Annotated in this window: 7 protein-coding genes; 2 read left to right on the plus strand and 5 right to left on the minus strand. The window is 63.4% G+C overall.

All coding sequences use genetic code 11. The features are described from left to right. Position 1 precedes the first annotated feature (1 nt). Both EIY71_RS04485 and EIY71_RS04490 read left to right on the plus strand, forming a co-directional pair. Positions 2-12,328 carry a non-ribosomal peptide synthase/polyketide synthase gene (locus EIY71_RS04485; RefSeq protein ID WP_134020665.1) on the plus strand — a complete coding sequence of 4,109 codons (12,327 nt, stop codon included), beginning with the start codon at positions 2-4 and terminating at the stop codon, positions 12,326-12,328. 75 nt (positions 12,329-12,403) lie between these two features. After that, positions 12,404-13,360 (plus strand): alpha/beta hydrolase, encoded by a 957-nt coding sequence (locus EIY71_RS04490; protein WP_134020668.1) that lies wholly within the window; start codon positions 12,404-12,406, stop codon positions 13,358-13,360. A 64-nt stretch (positions 13,361-13,424) separates the two neighbouring features. Here the strand turns inward: EIY71_RS04490 and EIY71_RS04495 are convergent, their stop codons facing one another. The 5 genes from EIY71_RS04495 to pvdM form a co-directional block, all read right to left on the minus strand. Further along, on the minus strand, positions 13,425-15,905 hold the full coding sequence (locus EIY71_RS04495) for a TonB-dependent receptor (protein WP_134020671.1): 2,481 nt from the start codon (positions 15,903-15,905) through the stop codon (positions 13,425-13,427). Positions 15,906-16,018: 113 nt separating this feature from the next. Continuing rightward, positions 16,019-17,668: a cyclic peptide export ABC transporter gene (locus tag EIY71_RS04500; protein ID WP_085747863.1), complete on the minus strand. Its 1,650-nt coding sequence runs from the start codon at positions 17,666-17,668 to the stop codon at positions 16,019-16,021. A 109-nt stretch (positions 17,669-17,777) separates the two neighbouring features. After that, positions 17,778-18,665 (minus strand): formylglycine-generating enzyme family protein, encoded by an 888-nt coding sequence (locus EIY71_RS04505; RefSeq protein ID WP_102686980.1) that lies wholly within the window; start codon positions 18,663-18,665, stop codon positions 17,778-17,780. A gap of 39 nt (positions 18,666-18,704) precedes the next feature. Beyond that, entirely contained in the window at positions 18,705-19,982 is a 1,278-nt protein-coding gene (locus EIY71_RS04510; protein WP_134020674.1) for an aminotransferase class V-fold PLP-dependent enzyme, read from the minus strand. Then, on the minus strand, positions 19,979-21,349 hold the full coding sequence (gene pvdM / locus EIY71_RS04515) for a pyoverdine-tailoring dipeptidase-like protein PvdM (RefSeq protein WP_102686982.1): 1,371 nt from the start codon (positions 21,347-21,349) through the stop codon (positions 19,979-19,981). The genes EIY71_RS04510 and pvdM overlap by 4 nt, the downstream gene beginning before the upstream one ends. Positions 21,350-21,377 lie beyond the last annotated feature (28 nt).

The following is a 21,377-nucleotide window of genomic DNA, read 5'->3' on the forward strand; positions in this document are numbered from 1 at the left end:
CGTGCAAGAGTTAATCGAGTCGGTAGGACAACTTTCGGCTAAGCAAAGAAAGGCTCTGGCGGTTCTGCTCAAGCAGAAAGGCGTCAACCTCTTTGACATTGCTCCGGTTTTCAAGCGCACGGCCGAAGAGCCGCTGCTGCTGTCCTACGCCCAGCAGCGCCAGTGGTTTCTCTGGCAGTGGGCGCCGCACAGCGCGGCCTACAACATTCCGACGGCCCTGCGTTTGCAGGGTCCGCTGGATGAGTCGGCGCTGGAGCGCAGCCTTCAGGCGCTGATCGAACGACACGAAACCTTGCGCACGGTGTTCTCCCAGGAAACCGAACAACCGCTGCAAACGATCCTGCCGCCAGGACCGTTTGCGCTGGAAACCTACCCGTTGAGCCCTGAGCTGGCGAGCGACCCGGAGGCCTCGATCCAGGCATTCGTCCAGACTCAGAGCCAGAAGACTTTCGATCTGCAGCAAGGCCCGCTGCTGCGCGCGGCCCTGTTGCAGGTCAATCCGAACGACCATGTGCTGGTGCTGACCTTGCACCACATCGTCTCTGACGGCTGGTCGCTGCAAGTGATGATCGAAGAGCTGGTGCAGCTCTATGCCGGTTTCAGCCTCGGTCACGATGCCGGTCTGCCGCCCCTGCCGATTCAATACGCCGACTACGCCTTGTGGCAGCGCCAGTGGATGGAAGCCGGCGAGCAGGCGCGGCAACTGGCCTACTGGCAGGAAAAACTTGGCGGCGAACAACCGGTGCTGGAGCTGCCGCTCGACCGCGCGCGCAGTGTCGATCAGAGCTTTGCCGGGGCCAGCCACAACCTGATTCTCGATGCGCAGCTGAGCCAGGGCCTGAAAGCCTTTGCGCGGCGAGAAAACGTCACGCTGTTCGTCTTGCTGCTGGCGTCTTTCCAGGCACTGTTGCACCGCTACAGCGGGCAGTCGGACATCCGTGTCGGCGTGCCGGTGGCCAACCGTGGCCGGGTGGAAATCGAGCGTCTGATCGGTTTCTTCGTCAACACGCAGGTGCTCAAGGCCGACGTTGACAGCCAGACCTCGTTTGTCGATTTGCTGCGTCAGGTCAAACAGACCGCACAGGAAGCCCAGGCCCATCAGGACTTGCCTTTCGAGCAACTGGTGGAAGCCCTGGAACCGGGTCGCAGCCTGAGCCACAGTCCGCTGTTTCAGGTCATGTTCAACCATCAGGCGGAACGCCGCAGCAGTGTTGAGACGCGCCTCAACGGCCTGAGCATCGAGCCGCTGGAATGGCAGAGCCAGACCGCCCAGTTCGACCTGACGCTGAACACCACCGAACAGGCCCACGGCATCGAAGCGGTGCTCAAGTACGCCACCGATCTGTTCGATGCGGCGACCATCGAGCGTCTGGCACAGCACTGGATCGCGCTGCTGCAGGCGATCGTCGCCGACCCGTCGCGCAGCATCGGGCAGTTGCCGATGCTCGATGACGCACGTCAGCAACAACTGCTGAGCCAATGGAATCCGACACGGGTCGAGCACCCGGTCGAGCAGTGCATTCATCAGGCCATCGAAGCCCAGGCGGAACGTCATCCCGAGGCGGTCGCCGTGACCTTTGCCGGGCAACGGCTGACCTACGCCGAGCTCAATCGCCGGGCCAATCAGTGGGCGCACCGGTTGATCGCGAACGGCGTCGGCCCGGATGTGCGGGTCGGTGTGGCGGTCGAGCGTTCGCTGGACATGATCGTCGCCATCGTCGCCGTGCTGAAAGCCGGCGGTGCCTACGTGCCGCTGGATCCGGGCTACCCGCAAGACCGCCTGAGTTACATGATCGAGGACAGTGGCATCGGTCTACTGCTGACCCAAGGCCATTTGCAGGCACAGCTGCCGATTCCGCCGGGCCTCACCTGCCTGGACCTGAGCCAGACACTGGAGCCGGGCAACAGCGAAAACCCGGTGTGCCTGACCACCCCGGACAACCTGGCGTACGTCATCTACACCTCCGGTTCGACCGGCAAACCCAAAGGTGCATTGCTGCCGCACAGCAACGTCATCCGCCTGTTCAGCGCCACCGACCACTGGTTCGGTTTCGGCCCGGACGACAGCTGGACCCTGTTCCATTCCTACGCGTTCGACTTCTCGGTCTGGGAAATTTTCGGCGCGCTGCTGTACGGCGGAAAACTGGTGGTCGTACCCCACGACGTCACCCGTTCCCCGGAAGATTTCTACACCCTGCTGTGCGATGAACACGTCACGGTGCTGAACCAGACGCCATCGGCGTTCAAGCCGCTGATGCAACTGGCCAGTGAATCCACGCGCGACCATTCGCTGCGTTACGTGGTGTTCGGTGGCGAAGCGCTGGAGGTGCAGAACCTGCGGCCATGGTTCGAGCGTTTCGGCGACCGTGCACCGACGCTGGTGAACATGTATGGCATCACTGAAACCACCGTGCACGTGACGTACCGTCCATTGTCGATGGCCGACCTTGAGCAAAGTCACAGCAGCCCGATCGGCGAGCCGATCGTCGACCTGTCGTGGTACCTGCTCGACAGCGCGCTGAACCTGGTGCCGCAAGGTTGCATCGGCGAGCTGTACATCGCCGGTGCCGGTCTGGCCCGGGGTTACCTGAATCAACCGGGCATGAGCGCTACGCGTTTTGTGCCCGACCCGTTCAACCCGCAGGCCGGCGAGCGCCTGTACCGCACCGGCGACCTGGCGCGCCTGCGCGGCGACGGGGTGATCGAGTACATCGGTCGTATCGACCATCAAGTGAAGATCCGCGGTTTCCGTATCGAGCTGGGGGAAATCGAAACCCGGCTGCTCAAGCACCCGGCGGTGCGCGAGGCGGTGGTGCTGGCGGTCGAAGGCCCGAGCGGTCAGCAACTGGCGACCTGGATCGTGCCGAACGAGGCACTGCAAGCCGATGCCGAGGCGACGCTGCGCGATTCGATCAAGGCGCAACTGCGCGAAGCCTTGCCGGACTACATGGTGCCGGTCAGCTGGGCATTCCTCGAGCGCCTGCCGCTGACCGCCAACGGCAAACTCGATCGCAAGCAACTGCCGCAGCCACAGGTCGCTCAGGTGCAGGAAGCGTATGCCGCGCCGCGCAGTGAACTGGAACAGCAATTGGCCGCCATCTGGCAGGACGTGCTGAAGGTCGAGCGTGTCGGCCTCAACGACAATTTCTTCGAGCTGGGCGGCGACTCGATCATTTCGATTCAGGTGGTCAGCCGCGCCCGTCAGGCGGGCATCCGTTTCACGCCCAAGGACATCTTCCAGCATCAGACGGTGCAACGCCTGGCCACGGTCGCGCAGCAGAGCGACGTGGTACTCGCGACCCAGGGCGATGTGCTCGGCGAGGCGGTGCTGACGCCGATCCAGCAGTATTTTTTCCACAGCGATATCCCGGCGCGGCATCACTGGAACCAGTCGATCCTGCTGACCCCGACCGCACCGCTGGCGGCGGCTGCACTGGAGCAGGCGTTGCAGCACTTGCAACGGCACCATGACGCCTTGCGTCTGCGTTACCGCGACCTGGAGGGTGGCTGGCAACAGACCCACGCGCCGGTCGAAAACAATCTGGAGCTGCTGCGCACCGTGACCTTGCAGGACAGCGCGGCCTTGCCGGCGCTGTGCCAGGAACTGCAACGCAGCCTCGATCTGGACAACGGCCCGCTGATCCGCGCGGTGCTGGTGGACTTGCCGGACGCCAGCCAGCGCCTGTTGCTGGTGATCCATCACCTGGTGGTCGACGGGGTGTCCTGGCGGATCGTGCTGGAAGACCTGCAAACCGTTTACCAACAGCTGACGGCGGGGCAGGTTATGCGCCTGCCGGCCAAGACCACCGCATTCAAGGACTGGGGCGCGCGCCTGCAAGGGCATGCGCGCAGTGCCGTGCTGGAAGCCGAGCTGGATTACTGGCGCGGGCAGTTGAGCGGCGCGGGCATCGAGCTGCCGCTGGACAACCCGCAAGGTCAGTTGAGCAACCGTTTCGAGCGCAGCGTCGATACGCGTCTGGATGCCGAGCGCACCCGGCAGCTGCTGCAACAGGCCCCGGCGGTCTACCGCACCCAGGTCAACGACCTGTTGCTGACTGCGCTGGCCAAGGTGCTGTGTGAATGGACCGGTGCCGAGAGCGCGCTGGTGCAGCTCGAGGGTCATGGTCGTGAAGACCTGTTCGACGATGTCGATCTGAGCCGCACGGTGGGCTGGTTCACCAGCATGTTCCCGGTGCGTCTGACCCCCGGCGCCGGTTTCGAAACCTCGATCAAGGGCATCAAGGAACAGCTGCGGGCGATCCCCAACAAAGGCATTGGCTACGGCCTGTTGCGATATCTGGGCAGCGCCGAGGCACAGGCTGCCCTGAGCGGCGCGGCGCAGCCGAAGGTGACGTTCAACTACCTCGGCCAGTTCGACAACAACTTCGGTGAAGGCGCGTTGTGGGTGCCGGCCACCGAAGACAAGGGCGCCGGGCAGGACGAGCGCGCGCCGATGGCCAACACGCTGACCATCGATGGCCGGGTCTATCAGGGGCAGTTGAGCCTGACCTGGACCTACAGCGGCGATGTGTTCGAAGACGCGACCATCCATGCGCTGGCACGTGCCTATGAAGGCGCGCTGGCCGAGTTGATCGACCATTGCCTGAATCACGCGAGCGGTGGTCTGACACCGTCCGACGTGCCGCTGGCCGGGTTGTCCCAGACCCATCTGGACAACCTGCCGATCGTTGCCCAGCGGATCGAAGACATCTATCCGCTGGCGCCGATGCAGCAGGGCATTCTGTTCCACAGTCTCTATGACGCCGATGCCAGCGCTTATGTCTATCAGATGCTGCTGGACATCGAAGGTCTGGACGTCGCGCGCTTCCAGCAGGCCTGGCAGCGAGTGGTGGATCGCCATGAAGTGCTGCGCGCCGGTTTCATCTGGGGTCGCGACGGTCTCGACACGCCACTGCAAGTCATTCATCGCCAGCTGACCCTGGAAATGCCGGAAGTGGACATGCGCCACGAGCCGGACCTGGCCGTGGCCATGGAAGCGCGGGCACGGGCTGATCTGGAGCGCGGTTTCGATTTGCAGAACCCGCCGCTGCTGCGTCTGTGCCTGTTGCGCACGGCTGATGATCGCCATCGCCTGATCTTTACCTGCCACCACATCCTGATGGATGGCTGGAGCAACTCGCGGATGTTCGGTGAGGTGCTGCAGGATTACGCCGGCCATCCGGTGCCGGGTGCGCAGGGCCGTTACCGGGACTTCCTGGCCTGGCTGCAAGGCCAGGACAAACAGGCCGCGCAGGCTTTCTGGCGCGGACAACTGGCCGAGCTCGACGAGCCGACCCGTCTGGCCTCGGCGTGCCCGGGCAACGTGCAGCCGGGGGCGGGCAAGGGCGTGCATCGCCTGACGTTCGATGCAGCGTTCACGCGCCGCCTGAACAGTTTCTCGCGCCAGCAGCAGGTCACTCTGAACAGTCTGGTGCAGGCAGCATGGCTGTTGATTCTGCAACGCTACACCGGCCAGCCCACGGTCGCGTTCGGCGCCACGGTGTCCGGGCGTCCGGTGGATTTGCCGGGCATCGAGCAGCAACTGGGGCTGTTCATTAACACCTTGCCGGTGATCGCCAGCCCGCAACCGGGCGTCAGCGTGCGCGACTGGGTGCGCAGCGTGCAGGACAAGAACCTGCTGCTGCGCGACTTCGAACAGACGCCGCTGCAAGACATCCAGCGACTTGCCGAGCTCAACGGCGAAGCGCTGTTCGACACCTTGCTGGTGTTTGAAAACTACCCGGTGTCGGAGACGCTGGAGGCCAATCCGGGCGGCCTGCGCTTCGGTGGTCTGGAACACCGCGAGCAGACCAACTACGGCCTGACCCTGATCGCCGGTGCCGGCGAGGTCCTGAGCCTGGACTTCAACTACCTGACCGAGCAGTTTTCCGAGCGCGGCGTATTTGGGTTGGCCACGCACCTGGAAGTAGTGTTGCAACAGTTCCTTGAGTCGCCGCAACGCCTGTTGGGTGAAGTCGGGCTGCTGTCGGGTGCCGAGCACAACACGTTGGCGCAGTGGAACGACAATCACGCCGCGTATCCGGCTGAGCGTCTGATTCATCAAGGCTTCGAAGCGCAGGTCCTGGCCCGTCCGCACGCTGTGGCTCTGAGCCATGGCGGTGTGGCCCTGAGTTATGCCGAACTCAATCGCCGGGCCAACCAGCTGGCCCGTCATCTGTCGACGCTGGGCGTCGGCGCCGAGGTCCGGGTGGGCGTGGCGATGCCGCGCTCGGCGGAACTGGTGATCGCCCTGATGGCGGTGCTCAAGGCCGGTGGCACCTATGTGCCGCTGGACCCGGACTATCCGGCCGACCGCGTGGCGTACATGCTGGAAGACAGTCAGGCGAAAGTCCTGCTGACGCAACAATCGTTGCTGGCGCAACTGCCGCAGACCGATGCACAGGTGGTGCTGGTGGAGGCGGGCGGCGATGCCTTTGCCGATGAGGCTGCCGATAACCTCGACGTGCGTGGCGATTCGGCGAACCTGGCCTACGTCATCTACACCTCCGGTTCCACCGGCAAACCTAAAGGCGTAGCGATTGCCCACCGTAACGTCCAGGCACTGATCCACTGGTCCGCCGACGTTTACAGCGAAGCCGATCTGCAAGGTGTGCTGGCATCGACCTCGGTCTGCTTCGACCTGTCGGTGTGGGAGATTTTCGTCACCCTCGCGCGGGGCGGTTCGATCGTCATGGCGCGCAATGCTCTGGAACTGCCGGACCTGCCGGAGCGCGATCAGGTGCGTCTGATCAACACCGTGCCGTCGGCGATCGCTGCCTTGCACCGTGCCGGGCATATTCCGAATGGCGTGCGGATCATCAATCTGGCCGGCGAGCCGCTCAAGCAAAGTGTGGTCGACAGCCTGTACCGCGAGACCTCGGTCGAGCACGTCTATGACCTGTACGGGCCGTCGGAAGACACCACCTATTCGACCTGGACCCGCCGCGAAGCCGGCGGCCAGGCGAACATCGGCCGGCCGCTGGTCAACACCACCGCGTACCTGCTGGACGGGCAACTGCAAGCGTCGCCGATCGGGGTGGCGGCCGAGCTGTATCTGGCCGGTGACGGCATCACCCGCGGTTACCTGTTCCGTCCGGGCCTGACCGCCGAGCGTTTTGTGCCGAACCCGGCCTCGACCAGCGGCGAACGGATGTACCGCACCGGCGACCTGACGCGCCTGGGTGACGACGGTCGGATCGAATACGTGGGCCGCATCGACCATCAGGTCAAGGTGCGCGGTTTCCGCATCGAACTGGGTGAAATCGAAGCGCGCCTGCTGGCCCATGACCGCGTGCGTGAAGGCGTGGTGCTGGCGGTGGACGGCCTCAGCGGTCAACAACTGGTGGCGTATGTGGTGCCGACCCAATCCGGCCTCAGCCTTCAGGAGCAGGATGAGCTGAGCGAATCGCTGCAATCCGCCCTCAAGGCGCACCTGCCGGATTACATGGTGCCTGCGCAGTGGCTGTACCTCGAGGCGCTGCCGCTGACCCCCAACGGCAAGCTGGACCGCAAAGCCTTGCCGGCACCGGACGCCAATCAGTCGGCCCGGGACTATGTCGCCCCGTCAACGGAGCTTGAGCAACAGCTGGTCGTGGTCTGGCAGGACATCCTGAAGATTGACCGGGTCGGTGTGACCGATAACTTCTTCAGCCTGGGGGGTGATTCGATCATCTCCATCCAGCTGGTCAGCCGTGCGCGCCAGCAGGGCATCCGCTTTACCCCCAAGGATCTGTTCCAGCAACAGACCGTGCAGAAACTGGCGACGGTGGCGTCGGTGGAGTCCGCGCAGCAGGCCGACGGCACGCCGGAAAACTACCCGCTGGCGCGTCTGGAGCAGGCGCAGCTCGATGCGTTGCCGGTGCCGGCGGATCGGATCGAGGACGTTTATCCGCTGTCGCCGATGCAGGAGGGCATGCTGTTCCACACGCTCTCGGACAATGGCAGCAGCCTGTACGTCAACCAGGTCAGCTTGCCGATCCAGGGCCTGGATGTGGAGCGTTTCCGGGGCGCCTGGGAATTTGTCATCGATCGCCAGGCGATCCTGCGGACCAGTTTTCACTGGCAGGACGGGCTGGCCAAGCCGTTGCAAGTGGTCCATCGTCAGGCCCCGCTGCAGATGCAGGTGCTCGACTGGCGCGAGCGTGAGGTCAGCGATGAGTTGATCGCCGAATTCGCCAGCGATGATCGTGCCCTCGGCTTCGATCTGTCCCAGGCACGTCTGCAGCGGGTGACGCTGTTGCGCCTGAGCGATGACCGCTATCAGATGATCTGGACCAGCCACCACATCTTGATGGACGGCTGGAGCAGTTCGCGCCTGTTCGGCGAAGTCTTGCAGTACTACTCCAGGGGCAAGGTCAGCGGTGAGAACGGTCGTTACCGCGACTTCATCGCCTGGTTGCAGGCACAGGACCAGGACGCGCAGGAGCTGTTCTGGAAAGCGCGTCTGGCGGCGGTCAACGAGCCGACGGCGTTGAGCCAGGCGATCCATCCGCGCCATTCGGCCGATGTCTCCGGCCACGATGCGATCTACTCGAACTGGGATCAGGCGCAAACCGCACGCCTGCTGCAGTTCTGCCGCGACCTGCGCATCACCCCCAACACGTTGATTCAGGGTGCCTGGCTGCTGCTGTTGCAGCGCTACACCGGGCAGCGCACGGTCACGTTCGGTGCCACGGTTTCGGGGCGTCCCGAAGGGCTGGCGAATGTCGGCAACATGCTGGGTCTGTTCATCAACACCTTGCCGATCATCCAGACGCCGCAGGCCGATCAGCGCCTGGCGGACTGGCTGGGCGAAGTGCAGGCCTACAACCTGGACATTCGTGACTATTCCCAGGCGCCGCTGGCTGATGTGCAGCGCTGGTCCAACCTCGGTGGCCAGGCACTGTTCGACAGCATCATCGTGTTCGAGAACTTCCCGATCGATGATCGCCTGCAAGAAGAAAACGACACCGACCTGACCTTCGGCAAATCCATCGGCCACGGCGTGACCAACGTACCGATGGACCTCGCGGTAATGCTGGGTGACGAGCTGTCGATCGAGTACCTGTACCTGCGCAGCCACTTCAGCGCCGAGGCCGTGGAAGGCATTCGCCTGACGCTGGAAAACACCCTCGAAGCGATGATGCGTGCGCCTTACGAGCGACTGGGCAATCTGCAGCGCCTGTCGAACGAGCAGTGGCAGGCGATCCAGGCCTGGAGCGCCGAACCGGTCTCCAGCCACGAACCGGTGCTGTTGCCGCAACTGATCAGCCGGCATGCGCAGCAGCAGCCAGAGGCTATCGCCCTGCAGTGCGCCGGATTGAGCCTGAGCTATGCCGAACTCGAACAGCGGGCCAATCGTCTGGCCCACTGCCTGACCGAACACGGTGCGGGCCCGGAAGTGGTGATCGGCGTGGCGCTGCCGCGCTCGCTGGAAATGGTCGTCAGCTTCCTCGCCGTGCTCAAGAGCGGTGCGGCGTACGTGCCGCTGGATATCGATTATCCGCCTGAGCGACTGGCGTACATGATCGAGGATTCGGGCATGGCACTGTTGCTGACCCAGAGCAGCCTGCGCGCCACCTTGCCGGCGCCCGAGGGACTGCTGCGTCTGGAAATCGATCATCTCGACGAGTCCCGCTACCCCGATCACGCGCCGGTTTCCCGTGTGCAGGAGCAAGGGCTGGCGTATCTGGTCTATACCTCCGGTTCCACCGGTCGGCCGAAGGGCGTTGCGGTCACGCAAGGGCCGTTGAGCATGCACTGTCAGGCCATCGCCGAGCTGTATGAAATGGACGCCAGCAGCTGCGAGCTGCACTTCATGTCGTTCGCCTTCGACGGTGCCCATGAACGCTGGTTGAGCACGCTCTACAGCGGTGGCCGTCTGGTGATTCGCGACGGTTGCCTGTGGACGCCGGAGCAGACCTACGCTGCCCTGCATGAGTATGGTGTCACCATCGCCTGCTTCCCGCCGGCCTACCTCAAGCAGTTGGCCGAGTACGCGGCGGCCAGCGGCATCGCGCCGCCACCGGTGCGCATCTACTGCTTCGGCGGCGATGCCGTGCCGGACCAGACCTTCGAACAGGTGAAGGCGGCCCTGCGCCCCGAGTACTTCACCAACGGTTATGGCCCGACGGAAACCGTGGTCACGCCGATGCTCTGGAAGGTGCCGGTCAGCCAGCATTGTGAAGCGGCCTATGCTCCGATCGGTCGTGCCGTCGGCGCACGTTCGCTGTACGTGCTGGACGAGGATCTGAATCCGCTGCCGCCAGGTTTTGCCGGTGAGCTGTACATCGGCGGTTACGGGGTTGCCCGTGGTTACCACGGCCGTGCGGATCTGACCTGCGAGCGCTTCGTACCCAATCCGTTCGCGGTCGGCGAGCGCCTGTATCGCAGCGGCGACCTGGTGCGTTTGCGTCAGGACGGCGTGGTCGATTACGTCGGGCGCATCGACCATCAGGTCAAGGTACGCGGTTTCCGCATCGAGCTGGGTGAAGTCGAGGCCAGCCTGCGTCAACTGGAGGGGGTGACCGATGCGCTGGTGATCGCCCGGGACAATGCGTCCGGCAAGCAATTGATCGGTTATGTGGTGACGCCGACGGGCGAAGACGTGGGCGATGAACTGAAGGCCGGGCTGCGCGCCTCGCTGCCGGAGTACATGGTGCCGGCGCAGATTGTCTGCCTGAATGCTTTCCCGGTCACGCCCAACGGCAAACTCGACCGCAAGGCGCTGCCGGAGCCGGACTTCAAGAGCGAGGAATATGTCGCCCCGCGCAACGAGCAGGAAACACTGCTGGCCGAGATCTGGGCCCAGGTGCTGCAAGTCGAGCAGGTGGGCATCACGGATAACTTCTTCGAACTGGGCGGCGACTCGATTCTCAGCCTGCAGGTCATTTCCCGGGTCAGGAACCACCCGACGTTGCAGATGGATCTGAAGCTGCGCGATCTGATGCGCTATCAGACCATCGCTGGCATCGTCGAACAGAACGTGACGAAGGAAGGCGCCGGACAGCCACTGGTGGACGTCACGCAGGTGGCGGGCGAGGGGTTGTTCAATCTGTTGCCGATTCAGGAGTGGTTCTTCGCCGAGGGCATGTCCGAAGCCCATCACTACAACCAGTCACTGCTGTTGAGTGCGCGCCAGCCACTGGATCTGGATGCGCTCGAGCAGGCCCTGGGCTGGATCGAGCAACACCATGACTCGCTGCGCCTGCGCTTCACTCGGGAGAGCGGGCGCTGGCTGCAACGCTACTGCACCGCCAACGAACAGGGCGAGGCGGTGCTCTGGCGCCGTGAAGCCGAGAACAGCGAACAGGTCGAAGCGCTGGCCAACCTTGCCCAGCGCAGCCTCAAGCTGGACGACGGGCCGGTCTGGCGGGTGATGCATGTCGCCCTGCCGGACGGTCAGGCGCGACTGCTGGTGGTGATTCATCACCTGGTGGTCGACACCGTGTCCTGGCGGATCCTGCTCGATGACCTGAAAACCGCTTATGAAGCGTGTGTGCAAGGGCTGGCGCCGCAACTGCCGATTCGTACCAGCAGCTATCGTTCGTTTGCCGAGGCCTTGCAGGCACAGGCCCCGGCGATTGCCGAACAGGAGCTGGCGTACTGGCTGGAGCAGCTCGATCAACCGGGCGTCGATCTGCCGTGCGACAACTACCGTGGCAAGAATCAGGTGCGCCAGCAGGCGCAGGCGCGGCTCAAATTGTCCCGCGAGCACACCGAACAATTGCTCAAGCAGGCGCCGGCGGTCTATCGCACGCAAATCAACGACCTGCTGCTGTCGGCACTCGGTCGGGCACTGTGCCGCTGGAGCGGTCAGCCATCGGCGCTGATTTTGCTGGAAGGGCACGGCCGCGAGGATCTGTTCGAATCCATCGACCTGAGCCGCAGCCTTGGCTGGTTCACCAGCATGTTCCCGGTCCGGTTGCGTCCGGACAGCGACGATATCGGACGTTCGATCATCGACGTACAGGCGCAGTTGGCGGCGGTGCCGCAGAAGGGCATCGGTTATGGCGTGCTGCGTCATCTGGCGGGCGCCGAGGTGTCCCGGCAACTGGCGGATCTGCCGCAGGCGCGGGTGACGTTCAACTACCTGGGGCAGTTCGACCAGAGTTTCGACGAGCAGGCTCTGCTGGTGCCGGCGCTGGAAGAAACCGGTGACAACTACAGCCTGAAGGCGAACCTGGGCAACTGGCTGGAAATTGTCGGCCAGGTGTATGACGGCCAGTTGGCGTTGCGCTGCATCTACAGCAGCCAGCGTTACCGCGCCGGCACCATGGACGCACTGATGCAGGATTACCAGCGTGAACTTGAAGCGCTGATCGAGCATTGCATGGCGCGTGTGGGCTGATCGCTGCACGCTGGATCAATTTTGGGGGGCGTTGCCGAGGCGCGCCCCTTTTTTGCTGATACAAGGATCTTCGCGATGTCGTTACACCCTGATCTGGAAGCCTTTCTCGACCTGGCTCAAGACAGCCAGGATGCCGGTCTGCCGGCGCTGCACCAAATGACCCCGGCCCAGGCCCGGGACACCTTCGAACAAACCACCGTGCAGTTGCGCTGGAAGGCGCCCGAAGACCTGGACGTGCAGGCCATCAGCGCGACCGCTGGGGACGGTGCGCCGCTGGCACTGCGACTTTATCGCCCGCAAGGTGTGTCGGCGCCAATGCCGGTGCTGGTGTATTTCCACGGTGGCGGGTTCGTGGTCGGAAGCCTCGATTCCCATGACGGCGTGTGTCGCGAGTTCTGCCGGCGCACGCCATGCGCGGTGCTCTCCGTGGGCTATCGACTGGCGCCGGAGCACCGTTTCCCGACGGCACTGGAAGACGGTGAGGACGCCTTGTCTTGGTTGGCCGAACACGCGGCTTCGTTGGGGCTGGACTCGGGGCGGGTCGCGTTCGGCGGTGACAGCGCCGGGGCCACGCTGGCCACCGTACTGGCGGTGCAAGCGGTGGTTCAGCCGCACACCGTGGCCATCGCACCCAAGGTTCAGTTGTTGTGCTATCCGGTCACCGACGCCTCCCGTGCCCATGATTCGCGGGCCCTGTTCAGCGAAGGCTATCTGCTGGAAGACGAGACACTGGACTGGTTTTACGGGCATTACGCGCGCACCCCGGAAGATTATCTGGACTGGCGTTTCTCGCCGTTGCTGGCCGAAGATCTGCGTGGCGTCGCCCCGGCCATTGTCGTGCTGGCCGGGTTCGATCCGCTGCTCGATGAGGGCCAGGCGTATGTCGACAAGTTGCGTGAGCACGGTGTGAGCGTCGAGCTCGAGCACTGCCCGGGGCTGACCCACGACTTGCTGAGGCTGGCGTCGGTGATGCCCGATGTCCTGCAGGTACACGAAACCCTGAGCCGTGCGCTGCATCGCGCATTGAGCTGAACCCGGACAAATTCGCAGGCCAAAAAAAACCCCGCAATGCGGGGTTTTTTCATGGTCGCTGTAATCAGAAGTCAGCTTTGACCGACATCACGAAATTGCGCGGGTCGCCGTAGAAGTTACCGAAACCTTCGGTGCCCACAGTGGCGTAGTAGCGTTTGTCGAACAGGTTGTTGCCGTTGAGGGCGACGGACCAGGTGTCATCGATGCGGTAGCCGATGCGACCGTTCCAGACCGCGTAACCCGACTGGGTGATGTTGTCACCGCCCAGTGGCGAGGTGCGGTAGTTGCCGCTCTGGGCGTTGACGCCGGCACCGATGGTGACGCGATCCAGAGGGCCGCTCAGGCTGTAATCACCCCAGACGCGCAGCAGGTGACGTGGTACGTAGGAGTTGTAGATCACGCCGTCCTGGGTGGCGTCGGCGTCTTCCAGCACTTTGGTCTGGGTGTAGGTGTAGCCGGCCAGCAGTTGCAGGCGATCGATCACTTCACCGCTGACTTCCGCTTCGAAGCCCTGGGCGCGGACCTTGCCGGAGTTCAGCGAGCAGGAACTGTCTTCACAGCGTGGGTCATCCTGGGCCGCATCTTTCTGAATGGTGCGGAACAGGTTGAAGGAGCTGTTCAGGCGACCGTCGAACCACTCGCCCTTGATCCCCAGCTCGTAGCTCTGGCCGATCAGGGGTTTGAGGGTGCCGCCGTCGATGGTCTTGTAGCCGCCTTGCGGGGTGAAGATATCGGTGTAGCTGGCGTACGCGGTCAGGTTGTCGTTGAGATCGAACAACAGCCCGGCAAACGGGGTGACCTGTCCGGTTTCGGTGGACTTGGTGTTGACCGGGGTGCCTTCGCCGCGGAAGTACTGCACGGAGTCGGTGTCGGACTTGTACCAGCTGACACGGCTGCCCAGCACGAAGGTCAGTGGATCTGCCAGCTTCAGGCGGGCGGTGGAGTAAACACCGTATTGCTTGATGTGCATATCTACCGGACCGCCCCGGGAGGCATTGGCCAGGTAGTAGCTTTCGTCAGGCTGGGGCAGGTGATGGTTCGGGTTCAGTACGTTCTGGCGCTGTGGCAAGGCCGCCACGGCGTAGAAGTCATCCTTGTGGGAACGGCTGGCGTTGGCGCCGACGGTGAGTTCGTGCTGCTGGCCGAACGCGTCGAATTTGCCGTCCACGTAGGCATCGAAGCCGTAGTCGGTCTGCTCGTAGTCGTAGATGCTCCCCAGCATCAGCGTGTTGGAGCTGGTGGCGCCTACCGGCACCGCGCCGCTCGGGAACGCGTATTCCATGTCCTGGGTGTTGCGCGAGAAGACCCCGGCCACTTTCAGGGACCAGTCGTCGTTGAACTGGTGTTTCACGTCGCCGAAGTAGGTGGCGCGTTTGCTGCGCTGGTTGTTCCACGAGGTGTTCAGGCAGGTGGAGCGCTTGAGGTGCAGGTCGGAGCCATCGGCGTAGCGCGGCAGACCGCCCCAGCAAGGCGTGGCGTCGACGTCTTCATAGGCCATGCCCAGGCCCAGGGTGGTGTCGGGGCTGAGGTCGAAGTCCAGCGCACCGTAGTAGATCTGGTCCTTGCGGCTGGCCACGTCATAGAAGTACTGGCGGGTCTGCTGAGTGACCACGGCGCGGCCACGGAGGGTGCCGGCGTCGTTCAGCGGGCCGCCGGTGTCGACCTGACCACGATAGTTGTCCCACGAGCCTGCCGACAGCGACAGTTGGGTGTGCGGGGTGTCCTGGCCGCGCTTGCGCACGAAGTTGACGCCACCGGCCGTACCGCCTGCGCCTTTCATCATGCCGGCAGCACCGCGCAGCACTTCGACGCGGTCATAAATGGCCATGTCGCTGTTGAAGCTGTCGGCCTGTACGTAGCTGCTGCCGATGTCCAGCGGCACGCCGTCGTACTGGTACTGGCCGGTCATGCGAAAACCGCGCGAGTAGAAATACTTGCCGCCCATGGGCGAGTCGTAAACGGTGATGCCCGGAGTCTTTTCCATCACTTGTTCGATGGTGTTGAGGTTCTGGTCGTCCAGCATCTTGCGGGTCATGACCGTGACCGACTGCGGGGTTTCCTTCAGCGAGTGCACGCCCTTGCCGATGGTCACGCCACCGGTGGTGTAGGAGTTGCTGCCTTCGGTAGTGGCCGTCAGTCGTTGCCCGTCGATGTTGGTCGGTGCCAGTTCCATCGCGCTGCCGGTGGCGGGGGCCAGCAGGGTCACGGTATTGCCCTCACGCTGATGACGGATGCCGGTGCCCTTGAGGATGGCCGCGATTGCGCTGTCGTCCGCGTACCGGCCGTTCAGGGCGGTGGAGCGCAGGCCTTGCAGGCTTTCCGGGCTGTAGATGATTTGCAGGCTGGTCTGCTGACCGAGCGATTGCAGGGCCTGGGCCAAAGGTTGCGCCGGGATGTTCAGGGTCCATTCCTGGGCCTGGACATACGGGGCGACGGCCAGCGTCATTGCCAGTCCCAGGCCGGTGGTGGCCAGACGGGAGCGGGTAGCACCGTGCATGAGCAGGGCTCGGGTCAGTGGGCGAAGCATGAAGCGGGATGCGGACATGAGGTTAAGACCTTGGCAGGTATAGTTGTTAATGGTTCTTATTCATCTCATTAAGACGAGGAAGCCGCGGTAAACCGGAAAATATTTTTCCGGCCTGGCCGCGGCTTCGTCGATCAAGCGGTTTGCAGTTCGCTTTTGACCTTTCCGGCCTCCATGCGCACTAGCTGATCGGCAACGTCGAAGTAACGGTCATCGTGGGAAATCACGATGATGGTCTTGCCCAGCCGTTTCAGGTCGGGCAGGAGTTCGGTGTAGAAAATCCGCCGGAATGTCGGGTCCTGATCGGCGGCCCATTCGTCGAACACCAGCACCGGGCGCTCTTCGAGCCAGGCGTTGACCAGTGCCAGACGCTTGCGCTGGCCGGTGGACAGATCGGTGGTGGTGAAGGCGCCATCGCGTACGCTGACCTTGTGCGCGATCTCCAGGCGTTCGAGGTAGCGGGTAGCGTCCTGCGGCACTTCGCGGTCACCCTGGATCAGGTCGTCGAACAGGTAGTAGTCGGCAAAGATCGTGGTGAAGTTCTGGCGGTAGTCGTCACGGTTCAACGCGGTGATCGGCTGGCCGTTGACCCGGATCTCGCCTTCGGTCGGCGCATACAGGCCCAACAGCAGTTTGATCAGGGTGGTTTTGCCGCAGCCGTTTTCACCGACGATGAACACGATGTCGCCTTGCTCGATGCGCAGGTTGACCGGTCCGAGGCGGAACGGTTCGCTGCCTGCAACCGGCGGGAAGGCATAACGCACATTGTTCAATTCCAGACGGTTGACGGCACCGGGCTTCTTGCCCTGGTCTTCCAGCAGCAGGTGCGGCTCGGGCGAGGAGAACTGCTCGCTCAGTTCGGCAATCCGGCGGAAGGCAATCTGCGCGCGGCTGATGATCGGCAGTGTGCTGACCAGATGTTCCAGCGGGCCCTTCATGTACAGCAGCACCAGCACGAAGCCGCTCATCACGGCCTTGTCACCGCTCGGCCAGAACGATTGCAGGGCCAGGGCCATGCCGATCACCACGAAGAACAGCATCGATCCGAAGGACTTGGCGATCACGAACGTGTTGATGGATTTGATCTGGGTGTCGCAGATCTTTTCGGCAGTCTTCTGGATACCCGACACAAACATGCGCTGGCGGCGCGGGCGATGGATGCGCAGCTCCTTGGCACCTTCGGCGATCGCGTTGTAGTGCTTTTGCAGTTCGTCTTCGGAGTCGCGCGCCGCATAAAAACCGCGCATACCCTTGGCGCGGGCAATCGCCTGGATGGTGGTGCCGATGGCGATCGCCACCAGCATCATCAGGAACATCGGCCAGGACAGCATCGCCAGGTAGCCGAGGCAACCCAGGGTCACGGTCATGGAAATGGCCAGTGGTGCAAACGCGAAAGCGAAGTCGCTGATGGTGTCCACGTCGTGGGTCAGCACCGGAATCAGGCGGTGGCTGCGATAGCGTTCGATCTGGTCGATCGGTGCCGACAGCACTTTCTCCCCCAGCTCTTTGCGCAGGCGGGCAATGATGTGCTGGCCGACGTAGTTGGTGCCGATGTCGGACAGGATCGTGGTCAGCAAGGCCAGGGCGCAGAGCCCGGCGAAAATCATGACCACGGTGCGGGTCAGTCCGTCGGCCGAGTGCAAGGCGTTGTTGATGGTCGCCAGCAGCACGGTGACGCTCAGGCCGCCGATCATGCCGAGCACGATGGACACGCAGACAATCAGGCGGAAGGGCTTGAGCAGGGCGAACAATTCGTTGATCGCCCCACGCGTTGGCTTGGTCATGGAGGATTCCTGCTTCGGTGCGGAGGGAGTGCCGGTATGTAAGGAAAACGAATGGTCACGGGGTTTCTTTAAACGACCGCAGACGGGCTGCGGTCGCTGACAGGCGGGATCAGAGGTCGCGCACTACGCGAAAGCCCAGCCAGTCACCCTTGCTGGTCGGCCAACTGCTGTTGCGGTTGCCGGAACGGGAAAACACCGGTGCCTCGCCCCAGTCGTTGCCGCGCATGACCTGGCGTTCGCAGTTTTCCTGTACCCATGGGCGGCCGTCGTTGGGTACGCCGGAGTAATCCTTGTGATAACAGTCGGCTGTCCATTCGTAGACGTTGCCGTGGGCGTCGTACACGCCAAAGGCGTTGGCCGGGAAGGTGCCGGCCGGGGACGTGAAGTTGTAACCGTCGGCGGCGCCGTAGGTGTTGGCGTGTTTGGAAATCTGGTAGTCGCTGCCTTCGTCGAACGGGAAGGGGAACGATCCGGTGCTGCCGCCACGGGCCGCGTATTCACGGATCGATTCGCTCGGCAGGCGGTAGCTGTGGCCGGTCTTTTTCGACAGCCAGTCGATGTAGCCCTGGGCTTCGGCCACGTTCATGCAGACGGCCGGGTCGCGTTTGGTCTGTTTGAACTCGGGCTTGCCGGCGGTGCAGCGGCGGCCCGGGCGATCATCGAAGTCATAGGGCTTGGCGCCGGTCTCGCGGACATATGCATCCCACTCGCCGACCAGCACCTGAAAGCGGCTGATGGCGAACGGTCGGGTGAAGGTCACTTCGTGGCGCGGGCCTTCGTCGGGTTCGCGGCCGACTTCGTCGTCCGGTGTGCCCATGGTGTAAGTGCCGGTCGGCAACACCACCATTTCCGGACAATCCTTGCAGTCCTTGAACACTTTGCCGGGGGCCGGCGGGGTAGCTGCCAGGGCGGCGCCCGGCAGAAGGCCCGCGCACAGGGCGGTCAGGGCCAGGGCGGGCAATGCCTTGAAGGTGATTGAGGCGTGAGGCTTTTTCATGAGTCGTCTCTGTTTAAAGTAAAACCGGGGGCGCAGGGGTCAGGCGCGCAGCGTCTTGCCCAGCAAATCGAGGAAACGGTCCACTTCGGCTTCAGTGTTGAGCAGACCGGGCGCGGTCCGGATCACCGGGCCGACGTCGCGGCTGACGGCATCACAGACCACGCGGTGTTTCATCAGGCGAGCGGCGATGTCATCGCTGTCACGGCCCTTGACCCGGAAGAAGCTGAAACCGGCAGAGAACTCCGGATCGACCGGGGTCACCAGTTCGACATTCGGCTGTTCCAGCAAGCGCTGCTTCAAATAGCTGTTGAGCTGATGGATGCGCGCCTGCACGTCGGCCTTGCCCAGTTGCAGGTGCAGCTTGAACGCTTCGTCCACCGCCCAGCGATGTTCGAAGGCGTGATAGCCGCCGGGCGTCATGGTGTTGGCGAAGGTCGTGGCTTCGGAGAAGGTCGGCACGCTGGGGCTGACGTATTTCACTTCGTCACTGCGACTGCAGACGATGCCGGTGCCGCGCGGGCCGAACATCCATTTGTGCGTGCCGGCGATGAAGAAATCGCAGTTCATCTGCGGGAAGCTCAGGTCTTCGACACCGAAACCGTGCACGCCGTCGACCACGTAAATGATCCGGTCCTTGTCGTCGCGGTTTCGGTTGTGTTCGTCGACGAGGCGGGCAATGTCGGCGATCGGCAGTTTCACGCCGCTGCCCGAATGCACCCAGGTCATGCCGAGGACGCGGGTTTCGGGGCGGATGTTGCGATTGATGATGTCGAGCACCTGATCCGTCGAAACGCTTTGCGGGTTCTCGAACAGCGTGAGCTTGCGCACCCGGGTGCCGTCGCGGGCGGTGCGGAAGTCGAGGATGTTGCGGGTGGAGTAATGCTCGTGAACCGTGGTCAGGATTTCCTGGTCCGGGCGTACGTGCACACTGCCGTAGATCATCGCCAGACCTTCGGTGGTGCTGCCGGTGAGGGCGATCTGGCTCGGCCTGGCCTGCAAGTACTGGCCGGCCCAGACCCGCACGTTTTCTTCGCGCTGTTCGGTGACGCCCAGATCCCAGTCCATGGCCAGGCCCGGATTGCGGTCGATGTCCGCACGATGGCGAGCGATAGCCTCGCGCACGGGCCTTGGGTGCGATGTCACCAGGAAGTTGGCGAAGTGGATCGCGTCCGGATCCTGTTCGAACATCCCGCGCAAGGCCAACCATTTGTCCTGCGGCGAAGCGGCGGCGCGGGCCGGTTCAGCCAGGCTCACGCCCAGAGGCAGAGCGGCGGCCAGTACGCCGGCCTGCTTCAGAAAAGTGCGGCGGTCAGTCATGGTCGGGTCGTGTCCTGACGGGAGATCAGGGCAGGTTTGGCGGCTTTCTGCACCTGATCCCAGACCCGCAGGAAGTTGCCGCCCCACAGCTTGGCGATGTCGGCTTCGGAGTAACCGCGCTGGATCAGTTCGGCGGTGACGTTGCGGATCTCGCCGACGTTTTCCCAGCCCCTGATTCCGCCGCCGTCATTGAAGTCCGAAGAGATGCCGACGTGGTCGATGCCGATCTTGCGCACGGTGTAGTCGATGGCGTCGCCGAAGTCCTTGAGAGTGGCTTTCGGTTCTTCTTCGAGAATCCCGTACAGGCCGCTGGCGTACTGACCGAGTTTCTGTTCCGACCAGGCGGTGATGATCGGGTCGCCCGGCATCAGCGCCATGGCCAGGTTCGGCAGAGGCGGCAGATCGAAGCGGGCGCGCAGGGCGTTGAGTTTGTCCTGGGTGCCCTGGGTCAGCGGTTTGAGGTACTGCGAGAAACCGACCACCTGCACCACGCCGCCGCTGTTCTTGATCAGTTGCAGCTCTTTGTCGCTGAGGTTGCGCGGAATGTCCACGGCCGCCCTCGGCGCCGAGTGCGAAGCCACCAGCGGGGTGCGGCTCAGTTGCGCAACCTGCTCCAGGCCCTTGGTCGACATCTGCGAGACGTCGATGATCACGCCCAGGTCGTTCAGGCGGTGCACGGCCTGTTTGCCGATGTCCGAGAGGCCGTCGAGCGCATCCGGGGAATCATTGAAAAACGGCAACGGGCGCGAGGAGTCTGCCCAGCTGTTGTTGCCGATATAGCTGAAGCCGAACATGCGCATGCCACGACCGGCCCACAGGTCCAGTTTGCTCAGGTCGTTACCCAGCGGGTAGGCGTTGAGCATGCTGATGAAAATCGCAAACTTGCCTTCGCCGTGCAGGCGGCGGAAATCGTCAGGGGTATAGGCGATGCCGACCTGATTGGGGAAGTCGCGCACCAGGCCCGAGATGATCTTGTAGCGCACTTCCTGTTGATTGCGGGCCTCTTCGACGAAACCGTCGGTGGGGCGGTGAGGCGCGTTCGGGCCGTTCCACATTTCTGGCCAGCCGAACACCGTCAGCGCCGCGCCGGACAGCCGTCCACGGTTGGCCTTGATCAGGTCGAACTGCCCGGAGCCGTCCTTGTCGGCTTCATTGCCATGGGCGCCGAAACTCAAGGGCACGGTGATGTGGCTGTCGAACGACAGGATCCGCTCCTGCAGTTCGGTGGCCTGTTTCATCACCTTGACCGGGTAGCCGGGGTTGTCCCTGAACCAGTAATCCCAGGCCAGAAAGCCTGCGCCGGCGCTGATCGCCAAGGCCAGCGGCAGGCCGATGTATAGAGCCTTTTTCGAACGCGGTTTTGTCATTGCCATCTCATTCAGGTTCGCCGTCGAG

Source organism: Pseudomonas sp. CH235 (assembly GCF_004368175.1).
GTDB classification, from domain to species: domain Bacteria; phylum Pseudomonadota; class Gammaproteobacteria; order Pseudomonadales; family Pseudomonadaceae; genus Aquipseudomonas; species Aquipseudomonas paraglycinae.